Source organism: Massilia orientalis, assembly GCF_030411975.2.
Lineage (GTDB): Bacteria > Pseudomonadota > Gammaproteobacteria > Burkholderiales > Burkholderiaceae_D > Telluria > Telluria orientalis.
Map to the genome: position 1 here is coordinate 153,767 of NZ_JASNRB020000009.1, position 16,490 is coordinate 170,256.

Here is a 16,490-nt window from a genome sequence, read left to right on the forward strand (position 1 = left end):
CGCGCATGGAACGCATCCCGATCCTCCGCATGGGCGACCTCCTGCTGGTGACGATCCAGGTCGACATGCACGACCGCCTGGCGATGACGCTGCAGGACGACCTCACCGAACGCATCGTGCGCGACCGCGCCAAGGGCGTCCTGATCGACATCTCGGCGCTCGACCTGGTGGACTCGTTCATCGGCCGCATGATCAGCAACACGGCCGCGATGGCGCGCGTGCTCGATGCGCAGACCGTGGTGGTCGGCATGCAGCCGGCCGTCGCGATCACGCTGGTCGAACTGGGTCTCACGCTGCACGGCGTGAAGACGGCACTCAACGTCGAGAAGGGCATGGCCCTGTTGGGAAAGACTGATTTTTGATGAGCGCTGCTCTCAACAACGCGGTGGTCTTCGAGTCCGAACTGCTCGAGCGGCACCGCCAGGACCGCACCGAACGCACGGCGCTGCCGCTACGCTCGGACGAGGACGTCGTCGCGCTGCGCAAGCACGTGCGCGAACGGGCCGTCGCGATCGCGCTGTCGCTCGTCGACCAGACCAAGCTCGTGACGGCGGCCAGCGAGCTGGCGCGCAATACGCTCAAGTACGGCGGCGGCGGCATGGTCTACCTCGATGCGCTGACGGACGGCTTCCGCAAAGGCGTCGGCCTGATCTTCGTCGATAACGGTCCCGGCATCCCCGACCTCGAGATGGCGCTGCGCGACGGCTACACGACGGGCGGCGGTCTCGGGCTTGGCCTCGGCGGTTCGAAACGCCTCGTCGACGAATTCGACATCGATTCCCGCGCGGGGGAGGGCACTGCGGTGTCGGTCGTCAAATGGAAACGCTGATCAGTTCGCTGTCCCCGCAGCTCAACTTCGCCATCACCCACGCCAGCGACGTCTCGGCCGCACGCCGCGCCGGGCAGAAGCTGGCGGACGCGCTCGGCTTCGACGACGTCAAGGCCGGCCGCCTCGCGATCATCATCACGGAAGCGGCCACCAACATCCTCAAGCACGCGGGCGAGGGCACCGTCACGATCATGCGCACGCAGTCCGGCGTCGCGATGCCGGGCGTGGATGTCGTCGCCATCGACAACGGGCCCGGCATCGCCGACCTCGATTTCGCGCTGCGCGACGGCGTCTCGACGGCCGGCACGGCGGGCACGGGCCTCGGTGCGCTGCGCCGCCAGGCCGATGAATTCGACGCGTGGACCCGGCACGGCGGCGGCAGCGCCTTCTTCATGCGTGTCTGGCAGGGCGCCGCGCCACCCGAGCCCTGCGGCATCGAAGTGGGCGCGCTGTGCACGCCGCTCGCTGGCGAGGAAGAGAGCGGCGACGGCTGGGGCGTCACCTGCGATCTCGATGGCGCCACCCTGGTCGGCGTGGACGGACTCGGTCACGGGCCGGAAGCGGCCAAGGCCGCCGCCGGCGCCATCCAGGCGCTGCAAAAGCGTCCGGCCGCCCGGCCTGCCGAGGTGCTGCAGACGGCGCACGAACTGCTGCGCATCACGCGCGGTGCCGCGATGTCCGTGGCAAGGATCGACTACAGCGGCGGCGACATCCGTTTCGCCGGCATCGGCAACGTGGCCGCCGTCGTGTTCGACGGCACGGCGCGCCGCGCGCTCGTCTCGCACAACGGCATCGTGGGCCACAACATGCGCAAGGTACAGGAATTCACCGCGCCGTTCCCGCCCGGCGCGCTGTGCGTGCTGGCCTCGGACGGCATCCAGACCCAGTGGGACATCGGCGCGTACCCGGGCCTGCATGTGCACGCGCCCGCGCTCGTGGCGGCCGTGCTGATGCGCGACTTCATTCGCCGCCGCGACGATGCGATGGTGCTGGTCGCGCGCCGGAGAACGTCATGAACGTCCAGCGCATCCTCGCCGTGGGCCTCGACGACGAACAGGACGTCGTGCTCGTGCGCCAGCGCGCGCGCCAGGTCTCGCACCTGCTCGGGTTTTCGCAGCAGGACCAGGTACGCATCGCCACCGCCGTCTCGGAAGTGGCGCGCGGCGCCTGCCAGGCCGGCTTCGGCGGCCGCGCCGCGTTCCTGATCCGCGAGGCGGGCCGGCGCCAGTCGCTCGAGGTGACGATCAGCGGCGGCAAGGGCGCGCACGGCGGCTTGCCGGACGATGCCGTCGTCACCGCGCACCGCCTGATGGACGAGTGCGAGGTCGCCGAGGACGAGCAGGGCGCCGGCGTGATCACGATGCGCAAGGCGCTGCCGCAGCAGCTGTGGATCGACCATGCGCGCCTGGCCGAGGTCGCGGGCCAGCTGGCCAAGGACAGCCCCGTCGCGAACACGTACAACGAACTGGAGCTGCAGAACCGCGAACTGGTCGCCACGCTGGCGGAACTGCGCGAGCGCCAGGAAGACCTGCTGTCACTGACGCGCGAACTGGAAGACACGAACCGCGGCATCGTCGCGCTGTACGCCGAGATCGAGGACAAGGCCGACCATTTGCGCCGCGCCGACGAGATGAAGTCGCGCTTCCTGTCGAACACGAGCCACGAGCTGCGCACGCCGCTGTCGTCGATCCGCGCGCTGGCCAAGCTGCTGCTGGACCGCATGGACGGCGACCTGACGCCGGAACAGGAGCGCCAGGTGCGCTTCATCGAGGCCGCCGCGGCCGACCTGTCGGAACTCGTCAACGACCTGCTCGACCTGGCCAAGATCGAGGCGGGCCGCGTCGAGGTGGTGGTGGCGCCCATCGTCGTGGACAACCTGTTCCGCGCGCTCAAGGGCATGCTCCGTCCGCTCGTCGACGACGCGCGGGTCGACCTGATCTTCGAACCGTGCGACTATGTCGACGCATTCGATTCGGACGAGGGCAAGATCGCGCAGATCCTGCGCAACTTCATTTCGAACGCCCTGAAATTCACCGAGCAGGGCGCGGTGCGCGTGTCGGCCTTCCACGACCCCGAGGCCGACACGATCACGTTCGCGGTGGCCGATACCGGGATCGGCATCAGCCCGGACAACCTGCAGTTGATCTTCGAAGAGTTCAGCCAGATCGAACACCCGCTGCAGCGGCGCAGCAAGGGCACCGGCCTCGGCCTTCCCCTGTGCCGCAAGCTGGCGGATCTACTCGGCGGCCGCGTGGACGTGGTCAGCCAGCCCGGCGTCGGCTCCACCTTCAGCCTCGTGCTGCCGCGCTTCTTCCCGGCCCAAACTGTGCAGCGCAACGCTGGAATCTGAGGAACGCAACATGACTACCCCGACTTTGATCCTCAACGTCGACGACAACGACGGCGCCCGCTACGCCAAGACGCGCATCCTGCAGAGCGCCGGCTTCGACGTCGTCGAGGCCAGCAACGGGACCGATGCGCTGAATGTCGTCAAGCGCGGCGGCGTGGCGCTCGTGCTGCTCGACGTGAAGCTCCCGGACATCAACGGCATCGAGGTGTGCCGCCGCATCAAGGCCGACCCGGACAGCGCGATGGTCCTCGTGCTGCAGACGTCGGCCGCGCTGACGGGCCGCGCCGACAAGATCCGCGGCCTGGAAGGCGGCGCCGACAACTATCTCGCGGCGCCGATCGAGGCCGACGAACTGGTCGCCAACGTCAACGCGCTGCTGCGCATGCGCCAGACCCAGAGCGCGCTGCGCGACAGCGAGGAACGCTTCCGCCAGCTCACCGACAACATCGAGGACGTGTTCTGGATGTTCTCCGTGCCGGCGCGCGCGCTCGAATACGTCAGCCCGGCCTATGCGACGATCTGGGGCCGCCCCATCGACACGCTGGAACGCGAGCCGGGCAGCTGGCTCTCGGCCGTGCATCCGGACGACCGCGCCTACGTCGCGTCGCTGTGGGATGCGCTGCAGACCGCGCCGCACTACGAAGCCGAATTCCGCGTGATGATGCCGGACGGCTCGCCGCGCTGGGTGCGCGACCGCCTGTTCCCCGTGCGCGACCGGCGCGACGAGGTGTACCGCGTGGCGCGCGTGACGAGCGACATCACGCGCCGCAAGGAGATGGAAGCCCTGCTGCGCGCGGCCGACGCCAACAAGAACGAATTCCTCGCGACGCTCGCGCACGAGCTGCGCAATCCGCTGTCGCCGATCCGCAATGCGGCGGCGCTGCTGGGTGTGTCCGGCAATGGCGCCAGCGAGCACCAGGCGCGCGCGCGCGACGTCATCACGCGCCAGGTCGACCATCTCGCCCACCTCGTCGACGACCTGCTCGACGTGGCGCGCATCTCGGAGGGCAAGATCGTCCTGCGCCAGGAAGAGGTCGAGCTGAAAGGCGTGATCGCCCAGGCGGTCGAAACGGCCGGCCCGCTGATCGCGGCGCGCGAGCACAAGCTGGACGTCGTCCAGCCGGCCCGCCAGATCTGGCTGAGGGGCGACCCGGTGCGCCTCGCGCAATCGATGGGCAACCTGCTGCACAATGCGGCCAAGTTCACGCCGAAGGGCGGCAGGATCAGGGTCGAGGTGACGCTGCAGGACGCCGTCGTGCGCATCGCCGTGCAGGACAACGGCATCGGCATCGCCGAGGACAACCTGTCGCGCATTTTCGGCATGTTCGCGCAGGCCGCCGTCCCGCCGGACCGCGCACCGGAAGGCCTCGGCATCGGCCTGTCGCTCGTCTCGCGCCTGCTCGAGATGCACGGCGGCCGGTTGTCCGCCACGAGCCCCGGCATCGGCCTCGGCTCCACGTTCACCGTCGAGCTGCCGGTGCTGCGCACGGCGGAGCAGGGCGCGCAGGCGGCCGAGGCGCCGTCCGGCGCACCGGCGCCGGCGTCGGGCGGCCGCAAGATCCTGCTCGTCGACGACAACGTCGATGCGATGGAGATGATGGCTTTCCTGCTGGCCGAGATGGGCTACGAGGCGCACACGACCGCGGATGCCGGCAACCTCGTGCAGATGGCGCTGGCGTTGCGGCCGGACGTGATCGTGCTCGACATCGGCCTGCCGGGCGTGGACGGCTACGAACTGGCGCGCATGCTCAAGCGGCATCCGCAGCTGGCCTCGACCCGCCTCGTCGCGCATACCGGCTACGGTTCGCCGGAAGACCGGCGCAAGGCGCAGGACGCCGGGTTCGATGCGCACCTCGTCAAGCCGGCCGAGCTGGAGGATCTGGAAAAGGCATTGCAGGGTTGATGGAACGTGCGTCAGCGCACGTACATTCGCGCTGCATCGGCCTAATCTGGCGCCATCATTGCCACCGATGGAGGCCATCATGCCCAAGGGAGCCAGCCCGAAACGCGAGCGCGAGTACAAGAAGCTCGAGACGGAATTCAAGAAGGAACACCGCTATCCCGGCCGCGAGGAAGAGGTCGCGTCGCGCATCGTGAACAAGCAGCGCGCGGAGCACGGCGAGACGAAGCAGTCGTCGGGCGGCGGGTCGAAGCAGTCGGCGAAGAAGTAAAACCCCCGGACTTGCGCCCGGGGGCTGGTGCGGTTACTTGTCGGTCACCGTAAAGTCGCCGAACGCCTTCAGCTGCTCGCCGACGGCCTTCGAATCGCCCACCACGACGATGGACTGGTTCTCCGGCGCGAAGTACTTCTTCGCCACGTCGCGCACCTGTTCCGGCGTGACCTTTTCGATCAGCGGCACGTACTGGCCCAGGAACTCGGCCGGCAGGCCCACGAGCCAGTTGCTGGACAGCGTGTTCGCGACGGCACGCTGCATCTGGTTGCTCAGCAGGTAGCCGCCCGCCACGTAGCGCTTGTGCATCTTCATCTCGTCCGCCGGGACGAGGTCCGCGCCGATGCGCTTGTACTCGTTGAAGTACTCGGTCAGCGCGGCGCCCGTGACTTCGTTGCGCACGTCCGCGCCGCCGACGATGCCGCCGCCTTCGCGCAGCAGGCGCGCGCCGGCCGAGGCGCCGTAGGTGTAACCCTTCTCCTCGCGCAGGTTGATGTTCACCCGGCTCGAAAAGCCGCCGCCCAGGATCGTGCTGGCCAGGCGCAGCGGGATCTGGTCGGACGCCGTCGCGGCGATGCCGGGGCTGCCCAGGCGCAGCGTCGACTGCACGCTGCCGCCCCGTTCCAGCAGCAGGCGCACGGGTTTTGCCGTGGCCGGGGCCTTCGGCACGTCGGCCGTGGCCGGACCGCTCGCCTTCCAGTCGCCGAACGCCTTCTGCGCGAGTTTCAGGGCATCCGCTTCCTTGATGCGCCCCGTGATCACGAGCAGCGCGCGCTCCGGACGGAAGCGTTTCGCGTGCTCGGTGCGCAGCAGGACTTCCGTCGTCGACTCGATCGATTCCGCCGTCGGCGTCATGTGGCCGTACGGGTGATCGCCGTAGATCGCACGGCTGATCGCGCGCTCGGCGCGGAAGCGCGGCGTCGTCTCGGACACGCGCAGGCTTTGCAGTGCGTTCGCCTTGGCCAGCGCCACTTCGTTGGCCGGGAAGGCCGGCGTGCGCACGACTTCGGCCAGCAACTGCATCATCGGCCCGGCCTGCGACGCGAGCGCGCTGGCCTGGACCGCGATGCCGTCCGCGCCGGCGCCGGCGGCCACGGAGCCGCCCATGCCCTGCGCCGCTTCCGCGATCGCGCGCGAATCGCGTTTCGCCGTGCCTTCGTTGAGCAGGCCGGCCAGCAGGTTGGCGAAGCCCGGGTGTTTCGCATCGTCCGCGACGAGGCCCGCGTCGCGCACGGCCAGCACCATGTCCACGCGCGGGATGCCCGTGCGTGGCACGATCCACACCTGCAGGCCGTTGGCCAGGGTCTTCTTGCCGATGTGCGGGACGGGCAGGGGTTTGTCTTTCGCATAGGCCGGCATCGCGGCCGGCATCGCGTCCTTCGGCACGTCCGCGGCTTGCGCCGGGTGGGCGAACAAAGCGCCCACGATCATCGTCAGCATCAGTTTGTTCATCGATGCGCTCCTCATTTCTTTGCTGCCGGTTTACGGTCGATGACGGTGCGGTTCGCCTTCGTCAGGTAGGTGGCGGCCACGCGCTGGAGGTCGGCGGACGTCACGCCCTCGATCCAGCCCGGCACCTTGTTGACGACGTTGGCGTCGCCCCACAGCGTCTGCAGCTTGGCGAGCGTGTCGGCGCGCGACAGGATGTTTTCCAGGTCGTTGTTCCAGTCCGCGAGCATGCGGGTCTTCACGCGCTTCAAGGTGGCGGCGTCGACGCCGTCCTTGACGACCTTCGCGATCTGCTCGTCCATCGCGGCCAGCATCGCGTCCGCGCTGCTGTTCGGCTTGTACAGGCCGAACACGGTGAACAGCGTGGGACCGCCGTATTCGAACGGGCCGGTGAGGCCGAAGCCGCCCTGGACGTTCAGCGCGATCTCGCGGCCCTTGACGAGATTCAGGTAGAACAGCGACGCGTCGCCGCCCGCCAGCAGTTCTGACAGCACGGCCATCGGCGCCTGGTCCGCGCTGCCCTGCGGCGGCACTTTCCAGCCGACGGCGACGGCCGGCACCTGCGCCAGCGCGTCGCTTTGCTCGATGCGTTTTTCCTGGGTGTTCAGGCCCTCCGTGAAGTCGGAGCCTTGCGGCACGGGGCGGGCCGCGATGCCGCCGAAGTACTTCTGCGCGAGCGCGAAGGCCTGCGCGGGCGTGACGTCGCCGGCGATCGCCAGCACGGCGTTGTTCGGACCGTAGTAATCGCGGTGGAAGGCTCGCACGTCGTCGAGGCTCGCGCCTTCGAGGTCCTCGAAGCTGCCGTAGCCGTCGTGGTTGTTCTCCCATTTCTGGAACGCGAGCTGGCTGATGTCGAGCCAGAAGAAGCCGCCGTACGGCTTGTTCTTGACGTTCACGCGGATCTCTTCCTTGACCACGTCCTGCTGGTTCTTCAGCGTGGCCGGGTTGAAGGCGAGCGTCTTCATGCGGTCGGCCTCGAGCCACAGGATCGGCTCGAGCGACGACACGGGCGCCGTCTCGATGTAGTTCGTGAAGTCGGGACGCGTGGAGCCGTTGTTGTTGCCGCCGCCGCCCGTGATGGCGCGGTCGAACACGCCCTTCGGCGCGTTCGGCGTGCCCTGGAACATCAGGTGCTCGAACAGGTGGGCGAAGCCCGTGCGGTTGCGCGGCTCGAGGCGCATGCCGACGTGGTACACGACGGATACGCCGACGGTCGGCGAACCATGGTCTTCGGAGACGACGACCGTCAGGCCGTTGTCGAGCTTCTTGACGTTGACCGGCAGGGTCCACTGGTCGCTGGTCGCCGCGAGCGAGGTTAGCGAGAGTGACAACCCGGCCAGCAGGGCGGGCAGGTAGCGCAGGCGCATTGATCACCTTTTATGAAGTTATGGGTCAGGGCATCGAATTTATCTTAACGCAACAAATGCAGGGCCGGCATGAAATGTTGATACATACATCGGCGACAAATGGTGACAAACGGTGACATTTGAAGGCAGCCCGGCGCGCGATAATGACCGGCTCGCCTATGCATGCCAGCCCGCCCCCATGTCGTTCAGGTGGTCATTTTTGCAGTTCGTCGCAATCCGCTGGGCCGGGCGGGGCCGTCCGTTTATCCTGTTTGCCATCACACCAACCCATACAAAACAAAAACAGGAATTCGGAGAATCGGATGAACAAGATTTTCTCGCTCGCCCCCGTCGGTGCCGCCCTGTGTGTCGCGCAGTTGTTCGTCCTCGGGCTCGCGCATGCCGCCCCGGACCTCGCGACCGAAACGCGCCCCGTCGATGCCCGCGTCGTGCGGGTCAAGGTCGACGGCGCCGTCGACCTGAAGATCCGCCAGGGCGCCACGCCGGCCCTGACGCTCAAGGGCGAATCGCGCTACCTGGAACGCACGATGACGTCGCAGAACGGCGATACGCTGAACATCGATACGGACATCCGCGGCCACGTGCGCACCGGCTCGCTTCATGCGGAACTCGTGCTGCCGGCGCTGCGGTCGGTGACCTCGGAAAGCCTGGGCTCGACGGACATTTCCGGCTTTTCCGGCGACGAGCTGGAACTGACCCTGGACGGCGCCGGCTCGATGAAGATCGCGGGCAGCTACCGCCTCGTGCGGGCAAGCCTGGGCGGCATCGGCAGCATGGAGATGCAGGGCCTGAACGGGGAGGGCGTCGAACTGAACCTGCAGGGTGCCGGATACATCTCGCTGGCGGGACGCGCGAAATGGCTGAAGGCCGACCTGGGCGGCCTGGGCAACCTGGACGCGCAGCAGTGTAACGCGGACTCCGTCGACATCGACCTGTCCGGCCTCGGCAACGCGCGCGTGACGGCGCGCCAGAACGCGAACCTGAATTTGTCCGGCATGGGTTCCGTCACGGTGTACGGCAAGCCCCAGAACCGCAAGGTCGCGGTCGACGGGCTGGGGAAAGTGAGCTGGAAGTAAAAGAAGATTTATCTCGAAACAAAAGAACAAAGAGGCGAGGCCTCACGAATCCGAACGAGACGATGAGAAAACTGACCGTTGCGATCCTGTTCGCGCTGGGCCTGCACGGTAGTGCGATGGCGGGCCTCGCGGAGGGCGCCAATGCCTACAATGCCCGCAACTATGCGCTGGCCCTGAAGGAAATCACACCGCTTGCCAAGGCCGGCAACGCGGACGCGGAGCATTTGCTGGGCCTGATGTACTACATGGGCCGCGGCGTGCCGCGCGACTACAAGCAGGCGTTCGCCTGGCACTACAAGGCGGCCGTGCAGGGCAAGGCCGACGCGCAATACGTGATCGGCGCCATGTACTACACGGGCAATGCCGTGCCCCAGGACCAGAAACTGGCCGTGCAGTGGTTCCGCAAGGCCGCCGAGCAGGGCCATCCGGACGCCCAGCACGCGCTCGCCCTGATGTACCGCTACCACGTGGCGGGCATGCCGCAAGACCTCGTCATCGCGTACATGCTGTGCAACCTGGCGGCCGCCAACGGCCACCGCAATGCCATCGAGCAGCGCGCTTCGCTCGTCAAGCAGATGAGCCAGGAACAGATCGACGAAGCGCAATCGATGTCGCGCAACTGGAAACCGGGCACGCCGCTGCCGACGCAATCGCATACGGGCAGCGGCGGTTCCTGAACAGTTTTGTTACCTTCAAATGTAAGGACGATGCCGACGCTGGTATAGGGCGTCGTCCTACGCGCGCATGGCCAAACCTTGGTGTCCCGCTTGCCTTTGCGGGACTACGATGAGAACCCCTCAAGCAGTTTTCACGAGCTGTACGACAACGCATCCATTGGAGGCAATCATGGCAAACCAAGGCAATAATCAGGGCGGCAACAAGGGCAACAACCAGAGCGGCGATACCAGCAACCGCGGTTTCGCATCGATGGACCCGCAGAAGCAGCGCGAAATCGCCTCGGAAGGCGGCAAAGCTGCGCACGCCTCGGGCAACGCCCACGAGTTCACGTCGGAAGAGGCACGCCGTGCCGGCTCGATGAGCCACAAGAACGACGGCGGCAGCCAGCAGAGCCAGGGTGGCGGCAGCCAGCAAAGCGGTAACAGCACCCGCGGCGGCACGCCCGAGCAGCACGCCAAGGCCGGCTCGCAGAGCCACAAGAACGACAAGAAGTAATGTGATGCGCTGAACGCCGCAGGCAGGCCGCGCGCGCCGGCGCCGCCGGCGAGTTCGCATGCTGCCTGGCCGTTCTATATCGCACACACAATGTTCACGACACCGCCAGCCTTTCGAGGCTGGCGGTGTCGTTTCATGCGTCCGTCCGGCTACTACACGATCTGTGAGCCGAGAAGTAAATTTACTACATTCTTCCATTAAATGAGCAGTTTCTTGCTCATTGTTAGCGATAGCAGCCATTTTCTGGCGCGGCATGCTTGGGTGATCGGGTCCGATGGGGTACCATTGCTCATCATTTAACTAGGGTATGCCATGCGTGCAATAGAAATCGTCCAACCCGGTGGGCCCGAGGTGCTTCAGCCTTGCGAGCGCCCCATGCCCGAGCTGAAGCCGGGTGAAATCCTCATCCGCGTCCACGCGGCCGGCGTCAACCGGCCCGACGTGTTCCAGCGGCTGGGCCAGTATCCCGTGCCGCCCGGCGCGTCCGACCTGCCCGGCCTCGAAGTGGCCGGCGAGATCGTCGACGGCGACCTGTCCGGCAGCGGGTTCGAGAAAGGCGACCTCGTCTGCGCCCTCGTGCAGGGCGGCGGCTATGCCGAGTACTGCGCGGCGCCGCTGGCGCAATGCCTGCCGGTGCCGCAAGGCTTGAGCGCACTCGAGGCGGCCGCGCTGCCGGAGACGTTCTTCACCGTGTGGAGCAACGTGTTCCAGCGCGGCGCGCTGGGCGAAGGGGAGACCCTGCTCGTCCAGGGCGGCAGCTCCGGTATCGGTACCACGGCGATCCAGCTGGCGAAGGCGCTGGGCCACCGCGTGTTCGCGACGGCGGGCAGCGCCGACAAATGCCGCGCGTGCGAGGACCTGGGCGCCGAGCGGGCGATCAACTACAAGACCGAGGACTTCGCGCCCATCGTCAAGGAACTGACGGGCGGGAAGGGCGTCGACGTCGTGCTCGACATGGTGGGCGGCGACTACGTGGCGCGCGAGGTGTCATGCCTGGCGGACGACGGCCGCATCGTCATCATCGCCCTGCTGGGCGGGGCGAAGGCGAACGTCGACCTGGGCCAGGTGCTGCGTCGCCGCCTGACGATCACGGGTTCCACCTTGCGTCCGCGCCCGGTCGCGTTCAAGGCGCGGATCGCGCGCGAACTGCGCGAGCGCGTGTGGCCGCTGCTGGCGGCCGGCCAGATCAAGCCCGTCATCTACAAGACGTTCGCGCTCGAGGAAGCCGCCGCCGCGCACACGCTGATGGAAAGCAGCGCGCACGTCGGCAAGATCATGCTGCGTGTCGCCGAACACTAATAAGACAATGAATAATCGACTGAACAACCATGCCCGGCCCGGTTTGACCGGCTTTTCAACGCCCGTTACAATAACGGGTTATTTGACCGTGAGGTTGTAATGCGTGCCAAGCTCATCGTAGGCAACTGGAAGATGAATGGCAGCCGCGCGGCCAATGAAGCTTTGCTGAAGGGGATCGTCGCCGGCCTCGACAATGCGCGTGCAGTGTGCGCTGTCTGCGTGCCGACACCATTCCTGCAGCAGTGCGAAGACGTGCTGACCGGTACGCCGGTCGCCTGGGGTGCGCAGGACGTGTCGATGCACGCGTTCGGCGCGTACACCGGCGAAGTGTGCGCGAAGATGCTGACCGAGTTCGGTTGCCGCTACGTGATCGTCGGCCATTCCGAGCGCCGCGCCTACCACCGCGAAGACAGCGCGCTGGTGGCGAAGAAGGCGCAGGCGGTACTGGCCGAAGGGATGATCCCGATCGTGTGCGTCGGCGAAACGCTGGAGCAGCGCGAGGCGGGCGAGACGGCGCAGGTGGTCGGCGCCCAGCTCGACGCGGTGCTGGAAGCGCTCGACGCGGCATCGGTGGGAAGAATCGTCGTGGCCTATGAGCCCGTGTGGGCCATCGGCTCCGGCAGGAACGCGACGCCGGCGATGGCGCAGGAAGTGCATGCGCAATTGCGCGCGCAACTGAAGGCGCGCAACGCGGAAGCGGCGGAAGTCGTGCCGATCCTGTACGGCGGCAGCATGAAGCCGGAGAATGCGAAGGAACTGCTGTCCCAGCCGGATATCGATGGCGGGCTGATCGGCGGCGCGGCCTTGAAGGCGGAAGATTTTCTTGCCATCATACACGCCGCCTGAATAGTGCCGGGTTGGAAATTCCATCCGGGCGATGAAGCAAAAACGTCGTTCCCGCCCTGGCCGGTCGCCTTGGCGGGAACCCAAGTTTCGGGCGCTGCCACGATGCTTGGAAAATTGGGTCCCAGCCTTCGCAGGGACGACGTGGTGCAAAGTTTTTGCAAACGTAGTCAACCTTGGAATGGAATAAACAATGAACGTGTTGTTCAATCTGATCGTCGTCGTACAGGTCATCTCCGCGCTGGCCATCATCGGTCTCGTGCTCGTCCAGCACGGCAAGGGTGCGGACATGGGCGCCGCCTTCGGTTCCGGCGCGTCCGGCAGCCTGTTCGGCGCCAGCGGTTCGTCGAACTTCCTGTCGAAATCGACGGCCGTCGCCGCCGCGATCTTCTTCGCGTCGACGCTGGGCCTGGCGTACTTCGGCACCAACCGTCCGCACGCGAGTGTCGGCGGCGGCGTGATGGAACGTGTGGCGGTCCCGGCCGCCAAGGTTCCTGCCGGCGCAGGCGATGCCGTCCCGACGACCGCACCGGCTCCGGCACCTGCCGCACCTGCACCGTCGGCCACGCAAGACGTGCCGGCGCCTGCGCCGGCAGCCGCACCGGCTGCTCCGGCACCCGCGCCTGCCAAGTAATTTTGCGGCGCGGCCACTTCCTGCAAGCGCGAGCAGGGTGGTGTAACATTCTGCGGGCTTCGGCCCGCCAGCGCCGGCGACCGGACTCTCGACTCGGTTCGCCGTAAACACGGGTTTTAAAAAAGTTGAGAAAAAGAGTATTTTTTCTTGGTTTAGCGCAATTTGAGCATTGAAAAATGCTGCTAAGTCAGAGTAGAATACTGGTCTCCAGCCGACGTGGTGAAATTGGTAGACACGCTATCTTGAGGGGGTAGTGGCGCAAGCTGTGCGAGTTCGAGTCTCGCCGTCGGCACCAAGATACAAGAAGCCAGCTAGGGCGCATGAGCTTCCGCTCGTTAGCACTAGCTGGCTTTTTTACGAGGATCTGTCGGAGGCTTTGAAGAACCGTCCCCTGCGGCGGCCCTTCTGGCCCGAGAAGCCCGGTCGTACGAACGTGCGGCGAGCCTCGAAGGTCGGGATCGGCAACGCGGAACAGGTGATTGAGAGTCTCCAGTCGTACGATCCTGGTGTAGGCCAATAGCCAGGATTGCGCGATGCGGTACTGCAGCCCCTGCAGTGTTTTTTCAACCGATCGTTCAACTAAGGCTTCATCGTGAACCTCGAGAACTACTTCCCCGTCTTACTCTTCATCGTGATCGGCACCGTCGTCGGCGTCGCATCGCAGGTGTTGGGCCGTGTCGTCGGTCCGCATCGTCCCGACCCCGCCAAGCTCTCTCCGTATGAATGCGGCTTCGAAGCCTTCGAAGACGCGCGCATGAAGTTCGACGTCCGGTACTACCTGGTCGCGATCCTGTTTATTTTGTTTGATCTGGAAACGGCATTCTTCTTCCCTTGGGGCGTTTCGATGCGCGACCTGGGCCTGCCTGGATTCCTCACGATGATGGTGTTCATCGTCGAATTCATCGTCGGGTTCTGGTACATCTGGAAGAAAGGTGCCCTTGATTGGGAATAAGCCATGGCTATTGAAGGCGTTTTAAACGAAGGTTTTGTCACTACCACAGCCGACAAACTGATCAACTGGGCGCGTACCGGGTCGATGTGGCCCATGACGTTCGGCCTGGCATGCTGTGCGGTCGAGATGATGCACGCGGGCGCCGCGCGCTATGACCTCGACCGTTTCGGCGTTGTGTTCCGCCCGTCGCCGCGCCAGTCCGACGTGATGATCGTGGCCGGTACCCTGTGCAACAAGATGGCACCTGCGCTGCGCAAGGTGTACGACCAGATGGCCGAGCCGCGCTGGGTCATCTCGATGGGTTCGTGCGCCAATGGCGGCGGCTACTACCACTACTCGTACTCCGTCGTGCGCGGCTGCGACCGCATCGTGCCGGTCGACGTCTACGTCCCGGGCTGCCCGCCGACCGCCGAGGCCCTGTTGTACGGCATCATCCAGCTCCAGAATAAGATCCAGCGCACCAATACCATCGCGCGATAATCCAAGCCGGTTTCAACCATGACGACAAAAATCGAAGCCCTCGAACTCGCCCTGAAGAATGCTCTGGGCGAGGGCGCTGCCATTACCGTGGCGCTGGGCGAAGTAACGGTAGTGGTGAAGGCCAGTGACTACCTGGCCTCCATGCAAAAGCTGCGCGACGATCCCGCGCTGCGTTTCCAGGAACTCGTCGACCTGTGCGGCGTCGACTACCAGTCCTACGGCGAAGGCACGTGGGACGGTTTGCGTTTCGCGGTCGTGTCGCACCTGCTGTCGATCGAGCACAACTGGCGTGTGCGCGTCCGCGTGTTCTGCCCGGACGACGACATGCCGCTGGTCGACTCCGTCACGAGCGTCTGGCGCAACGCCAACTGGTTCGAGCGTGAAGCGTTCGACCTGTTCGGCATCCTGTTCGAGGGCCACGGCGACCTGCGCCGCATCCTCACCGACTACGGCTTCATCGGCCACCCGTTCCGCAAGGACTTCCCGATCTCGGGCTATGTCGAGATGCGTTACGACCCCGAGCAGAAACGCGTGATCTACCAACCCGTGACGATCGAGCCGCGCGAAAACATTCCGCGTGTGATCCGCGAAGAAACCTACGGGATGAAATAATGGCTGAGCTTAAGAATTACACCCTGAACTTTGGTCCGCAGCACCCGGCAGCGCACGGCGTGCTGCGTCTCGTGCTGGAACTGGACGGCGAGGTCATCCAGCGCGCCGACCCGCACATCGGCCTGCTGCACCGCGGCACCGAGAAGCTGGCCGAGACCCGCACCTACCTGCAGTCGGTGCCGTACATGGACCGCCTCGACTACGTCTCGATGATGTGCAACGAGCACGGCTACGTGCTGGCCATCGAGAAGCTGCTGGGCATCGACGTCCCGATCCGTGCGCAGTACATCCGCACGATGTTCGACGAGATCACCCGTATCCTGAACCACCTGATGTGGCTGGGCGCGCACGCGCTGGACATCGGTGCGATGGGCCCGTTCCTGTACGCGTTCCGCGACCGCGAAGACCTGTTCGACGTCTATGAAGCCGTGTCGGGCGCGCGCATGCACGCGGCCTACTACCGCCCGGGCGGCGTGTACCGCGACCTGCCGGACGTGATGCCGAAGCACCGCGAATCGCCGCTGCGCAGCAAGAAGGCCATCGACGAGCTGAACGAGACGCGCCACGGTTCCGTGCTGGACTTCATCGAGTCGTTCACGAAGCGCTTCGACGGCTATGTCGACGAATACGAGACCCTGCTGACCGACAACCGTATCTGGAAACAGCGTACCGTCGGCATCGGCGTGGTGACGCCGGAAGACGCGATGGGCATGGGCTTCTCGGGCCCGATGCTGCGCGGTTCGGGCATCGCCTGGGACCTGCGCAAGCTCCAGCCGTACGCCGCCTACGACAAGGTCGAATTCGACGTCCCGGTCGGCACCAATGGCGACTCGTACGACCGCTATCTGGTCCGCATCGAGGAAATGCGCCAGGCCAACCGCATCATCAAGCAGTGCGTCGCCTGGCTGAAGGCGAACCCGGGCCCGGTGATGACGAACAACCACAAGGTCGCCCCGCCGTCGCGCGTGGACATGAAGACCAACATGGAATCGCTGATCCACCACTTCAAGCTGTTCACCGAAGGCTTCCACGTCCCGCCGGGCGAAGCCTACGCAGCGGTCGAACATCCGAAGGGCGAGTTCGGCATTTATATCGTCTCGGACGGCGCCAACAAGCCGTACCGCCTGAAGATCCGCACCCCGGACTATGTCCACCTGCAATCGCTCGATGAAATGGCGCGCGGTCACATGATCGCCGACGCCGTCACCATCATCGGTACGCAGGACATCGTGTTCGGCTCGATCGACCGATAAGA

18 protein-coding genes and 1 tRNA gene are annotated in these 16,490 nt (G+C 65.8%); 17 read left to right on the top strand and 2 right to left on the bottom strand.

All coding sequences use genetic code 11. The annotated features are described in order from the left end of the window. Positions 1-5 precede the first annotated feature (5 nt). From QPK29_RS16290 to QPK29_RS16315, 6 genes are all read left to right on the top strand, one after another. On the top strand, positions 6-362 hold the full coding sequence (locus QPK29_RS16290) for an STAS domain-containing protein (RefSeq protein ID WP_056137019.1): 357 nt from the start codon (positions 6-8) through the stop codon (positions 360-362). Next, positions 362-829 (top strand): anti-sigma regulatory factor, encoded by a 468-nt coding sequence (locus tag QPK29_RS16295; RefSeq protein ID WP_082577662.1) that lies wholly within the window; start codon positions 362-364, stop codon positions 827-829. The genes QPK29_RS16290 and QPK29_RS16295 overlap by 1 nt, the downstream gene beginning before the upstream one ends. Continuing rightward, complete coding sequence (locus QPK29_RS16300; RefSeq protein ID WP_056137020.1) at positions 817-1,845, top strand: SpoIIE family protein phosphatase; 1,029 nt, start codon at positions 817-819, stop codon at positions 1,843-1,845. Before QPK29_RS16295 ends, QPK29_RS16300 begins: the two co-directional genes overlap by 13 nt. Further along, a complete protein-coding gene (locus QPK29_RS16305; RefSeq protein ID WP_371768081.1) occupies positions 1,842-3,179 on the top strand; it encodes a sensor histidine kinase in 1,338 nt (445 codons plus the stop codon). Before QPK29_RS16300 ends, QPK29_RS16305 begins: the two co-directional genes overlap by 4 nt. Positions 3,180-3,189: 10 nt before the next feature. Next, positions 3,190-5,082, top strand: coding sequence for a hybrid sensor histidine kinase/response regulator (locus QPK29_RS16310; RefSeq protein WP_371768082.1), 1,893 nt, complete (start codon positions 3,190-3,192; stop codon positions 5,080-5,082). Positions 5,083-5,161: 79 nt separating this feature from the next. Continuing rightward, positions 5,162-5,350 carry a hypothetical protein gene (locus tag QPK29_RS16315; protein WP_056137417.1) on the top strand — a complete coding sequence of 63 codons (189 nt, stop codon included), beginning with the start codon at positions 5,162-5,164 and terminating at the stop codon, positions 5,348-5,350. 33 nt (positions 5,351-5,383) lie between these two features. Here QPK29_RS16315 and QPK29_RS16320 read toward each other — a convergent pair whose 3' ends face one another. Further along, positions 5,384-6,802, bottom strand: coding sequence for a M16 family metallopeptidase (locus QPK29_RS16320; protein ID WP_056137026.1), 1,419 nt, complete (start codon positions 6,800-6,802; stop codon positions 5,384-5,386). A gap of 11 nt (positions 6,803-6,813) precedes the next feature. After that, positions 6,814-8,166 (bottom strand): M16 family metallopeptidase, encoded by a 1,353-nt coding sequence (locus QPK29_RS16325; protein WP_371768083.1) that lies wholly within the window; start codon positions 8,164-8,166, stop codon positions 6,814-6,816. Between the two features lie 302 nt (positions 8,167-8,468). Here QPK29_RS16325 and QPK29_RS16330 point away from each other — a divergent pair, with 302 nt between their 5' ends. The 11 genes from QPK29_RS16330 (at position 8,469) to QPK29_RS16380 (ending at position 16,488) form a co-directional block, all read left to right on the top strand. Next, positions 8,469-9,242, top strand: coding sequence for a GIN domain-containing protein (locus tag QPK29_RS16330; RefSeq protein WP_371768084.1), 774 nt, complete (start codon positions 8,469-8,471; stop codon positions 9,240-9,242). Positions 9,243-9,304: 62 nt separating this feature from the next. Beyond that, positions 9,305-9,919, top strand: coding sequence for a tetratricopeptide repeat protein (locus tag QPK29_RS16335; protein WP_056137032.1), 615 nt, complete (start codon positions 9,305-9,307; stop codon positions 9,917-9,919). Between the two features lie 169 nt (positions 9,920-10,088). Continuing rightward, complete coding sequence (locus QPK29_RS16340) at positions 10,089-10,415, top strand: KGG domain-containing protein (protein WP_036230653.1); 327 nt, start codon at positions 10,089-10,091, stop codon at positions 10,413-10,415. A 312-nt stretch (positions 10,416-10,727) separates the two neighbouring features. Beyond that, positions 10,728-11,714 carry an NAD(P)H-quinone oxidoreductase gene (locus QPK29_RS16345; RefSeq protein ID WP_371768085.1) on the top strand — a complete coding sequence of 329 codons (987 nt, stop codon included), beginning with the start codon at positions 10,728-10,730 and terminating at the stop codon, positions 11,712-11,714. A gap of 99 nt (positions 11,715-11,813) precedes the next feature. Continuing rightward, the gene (gene tpiA / locus QPK29_RS16350; RefSeq protein ID WP_371768086.1) at positions 11,814-12,560 is read left to right on the top strand and encodes a triose-phosphate isomerase; all 747 of its coding nucleotides are present in this window, start codon (positions 11,814-11,816) and stop codon (positions 12,558-12,560) included. Between the two features lie 190 nt (positions 12,561-12,750). After that, on the top strand, positions 12,751-13,191 hold the full coding sequence (gene secG, locus QPK29_RS16355) for a preprotein translocase subunit SecG (RefSeq protein WP_371768087.1): 441 nt from the start codon (positions 12,751-12,753) through the stop codon (positions 13,189-13,191). Positions 13,192-13,401: 210 nt separating this feature from the next. Then, positions 13,402-13,486, top strand: a tRNA-Leu gene (locus tag QPK29_RS16360). 297 nt (positions 13,487-13,783) lie between these two features. After that, entirely contained in the window at positions 13,784-14,143 is a 360-nt protein-coding gene (locus QPK29_RS16365) for an NADH-quinone oxidoreductase subunit A (protein WP_056137041.1), read from the top strand. 3 nt (positions 14,144-14,146) lie between these two features. Next, positions 14,147-14,623, top strand: a complete 477-nt coding sequence (locus QPK29_RS16370; RefSeq protein WP_036230641.1) for a NuoB/complex I 20 kDa subunit family protein — start codon at positions 14,147-14,149, stop codon at positions 14,621-14,623. Between the two features lie 18 nt (positions 14,624-14,641). Then, entirely contained in the window at positions 14,642-15,235 is a 594-nt protein-coding gene (locus QPK29_RS16375) for an NADH-quinone oxidoreductase subunit C (protein WP_056137042.1), read from the top strand. Further along, positions 15,235-16,488: an NADH-quinone oxidoreductase subunit D gene (locus tag QPK29_RS16380; RefSeq protein WP_056137044.1), complete on the top strand. Its 1,254-nt coding sequence runs from the start codon at positions 15,235-15,237 to the stop codon at positions 16,486-16,488. Before QPK29_RS16375 ends, QPK29_RS16380 begins: the two co-directional genes overlap by 1 nt. Positions 16,489-16,490: the final 2 nt, after the last annotated feature.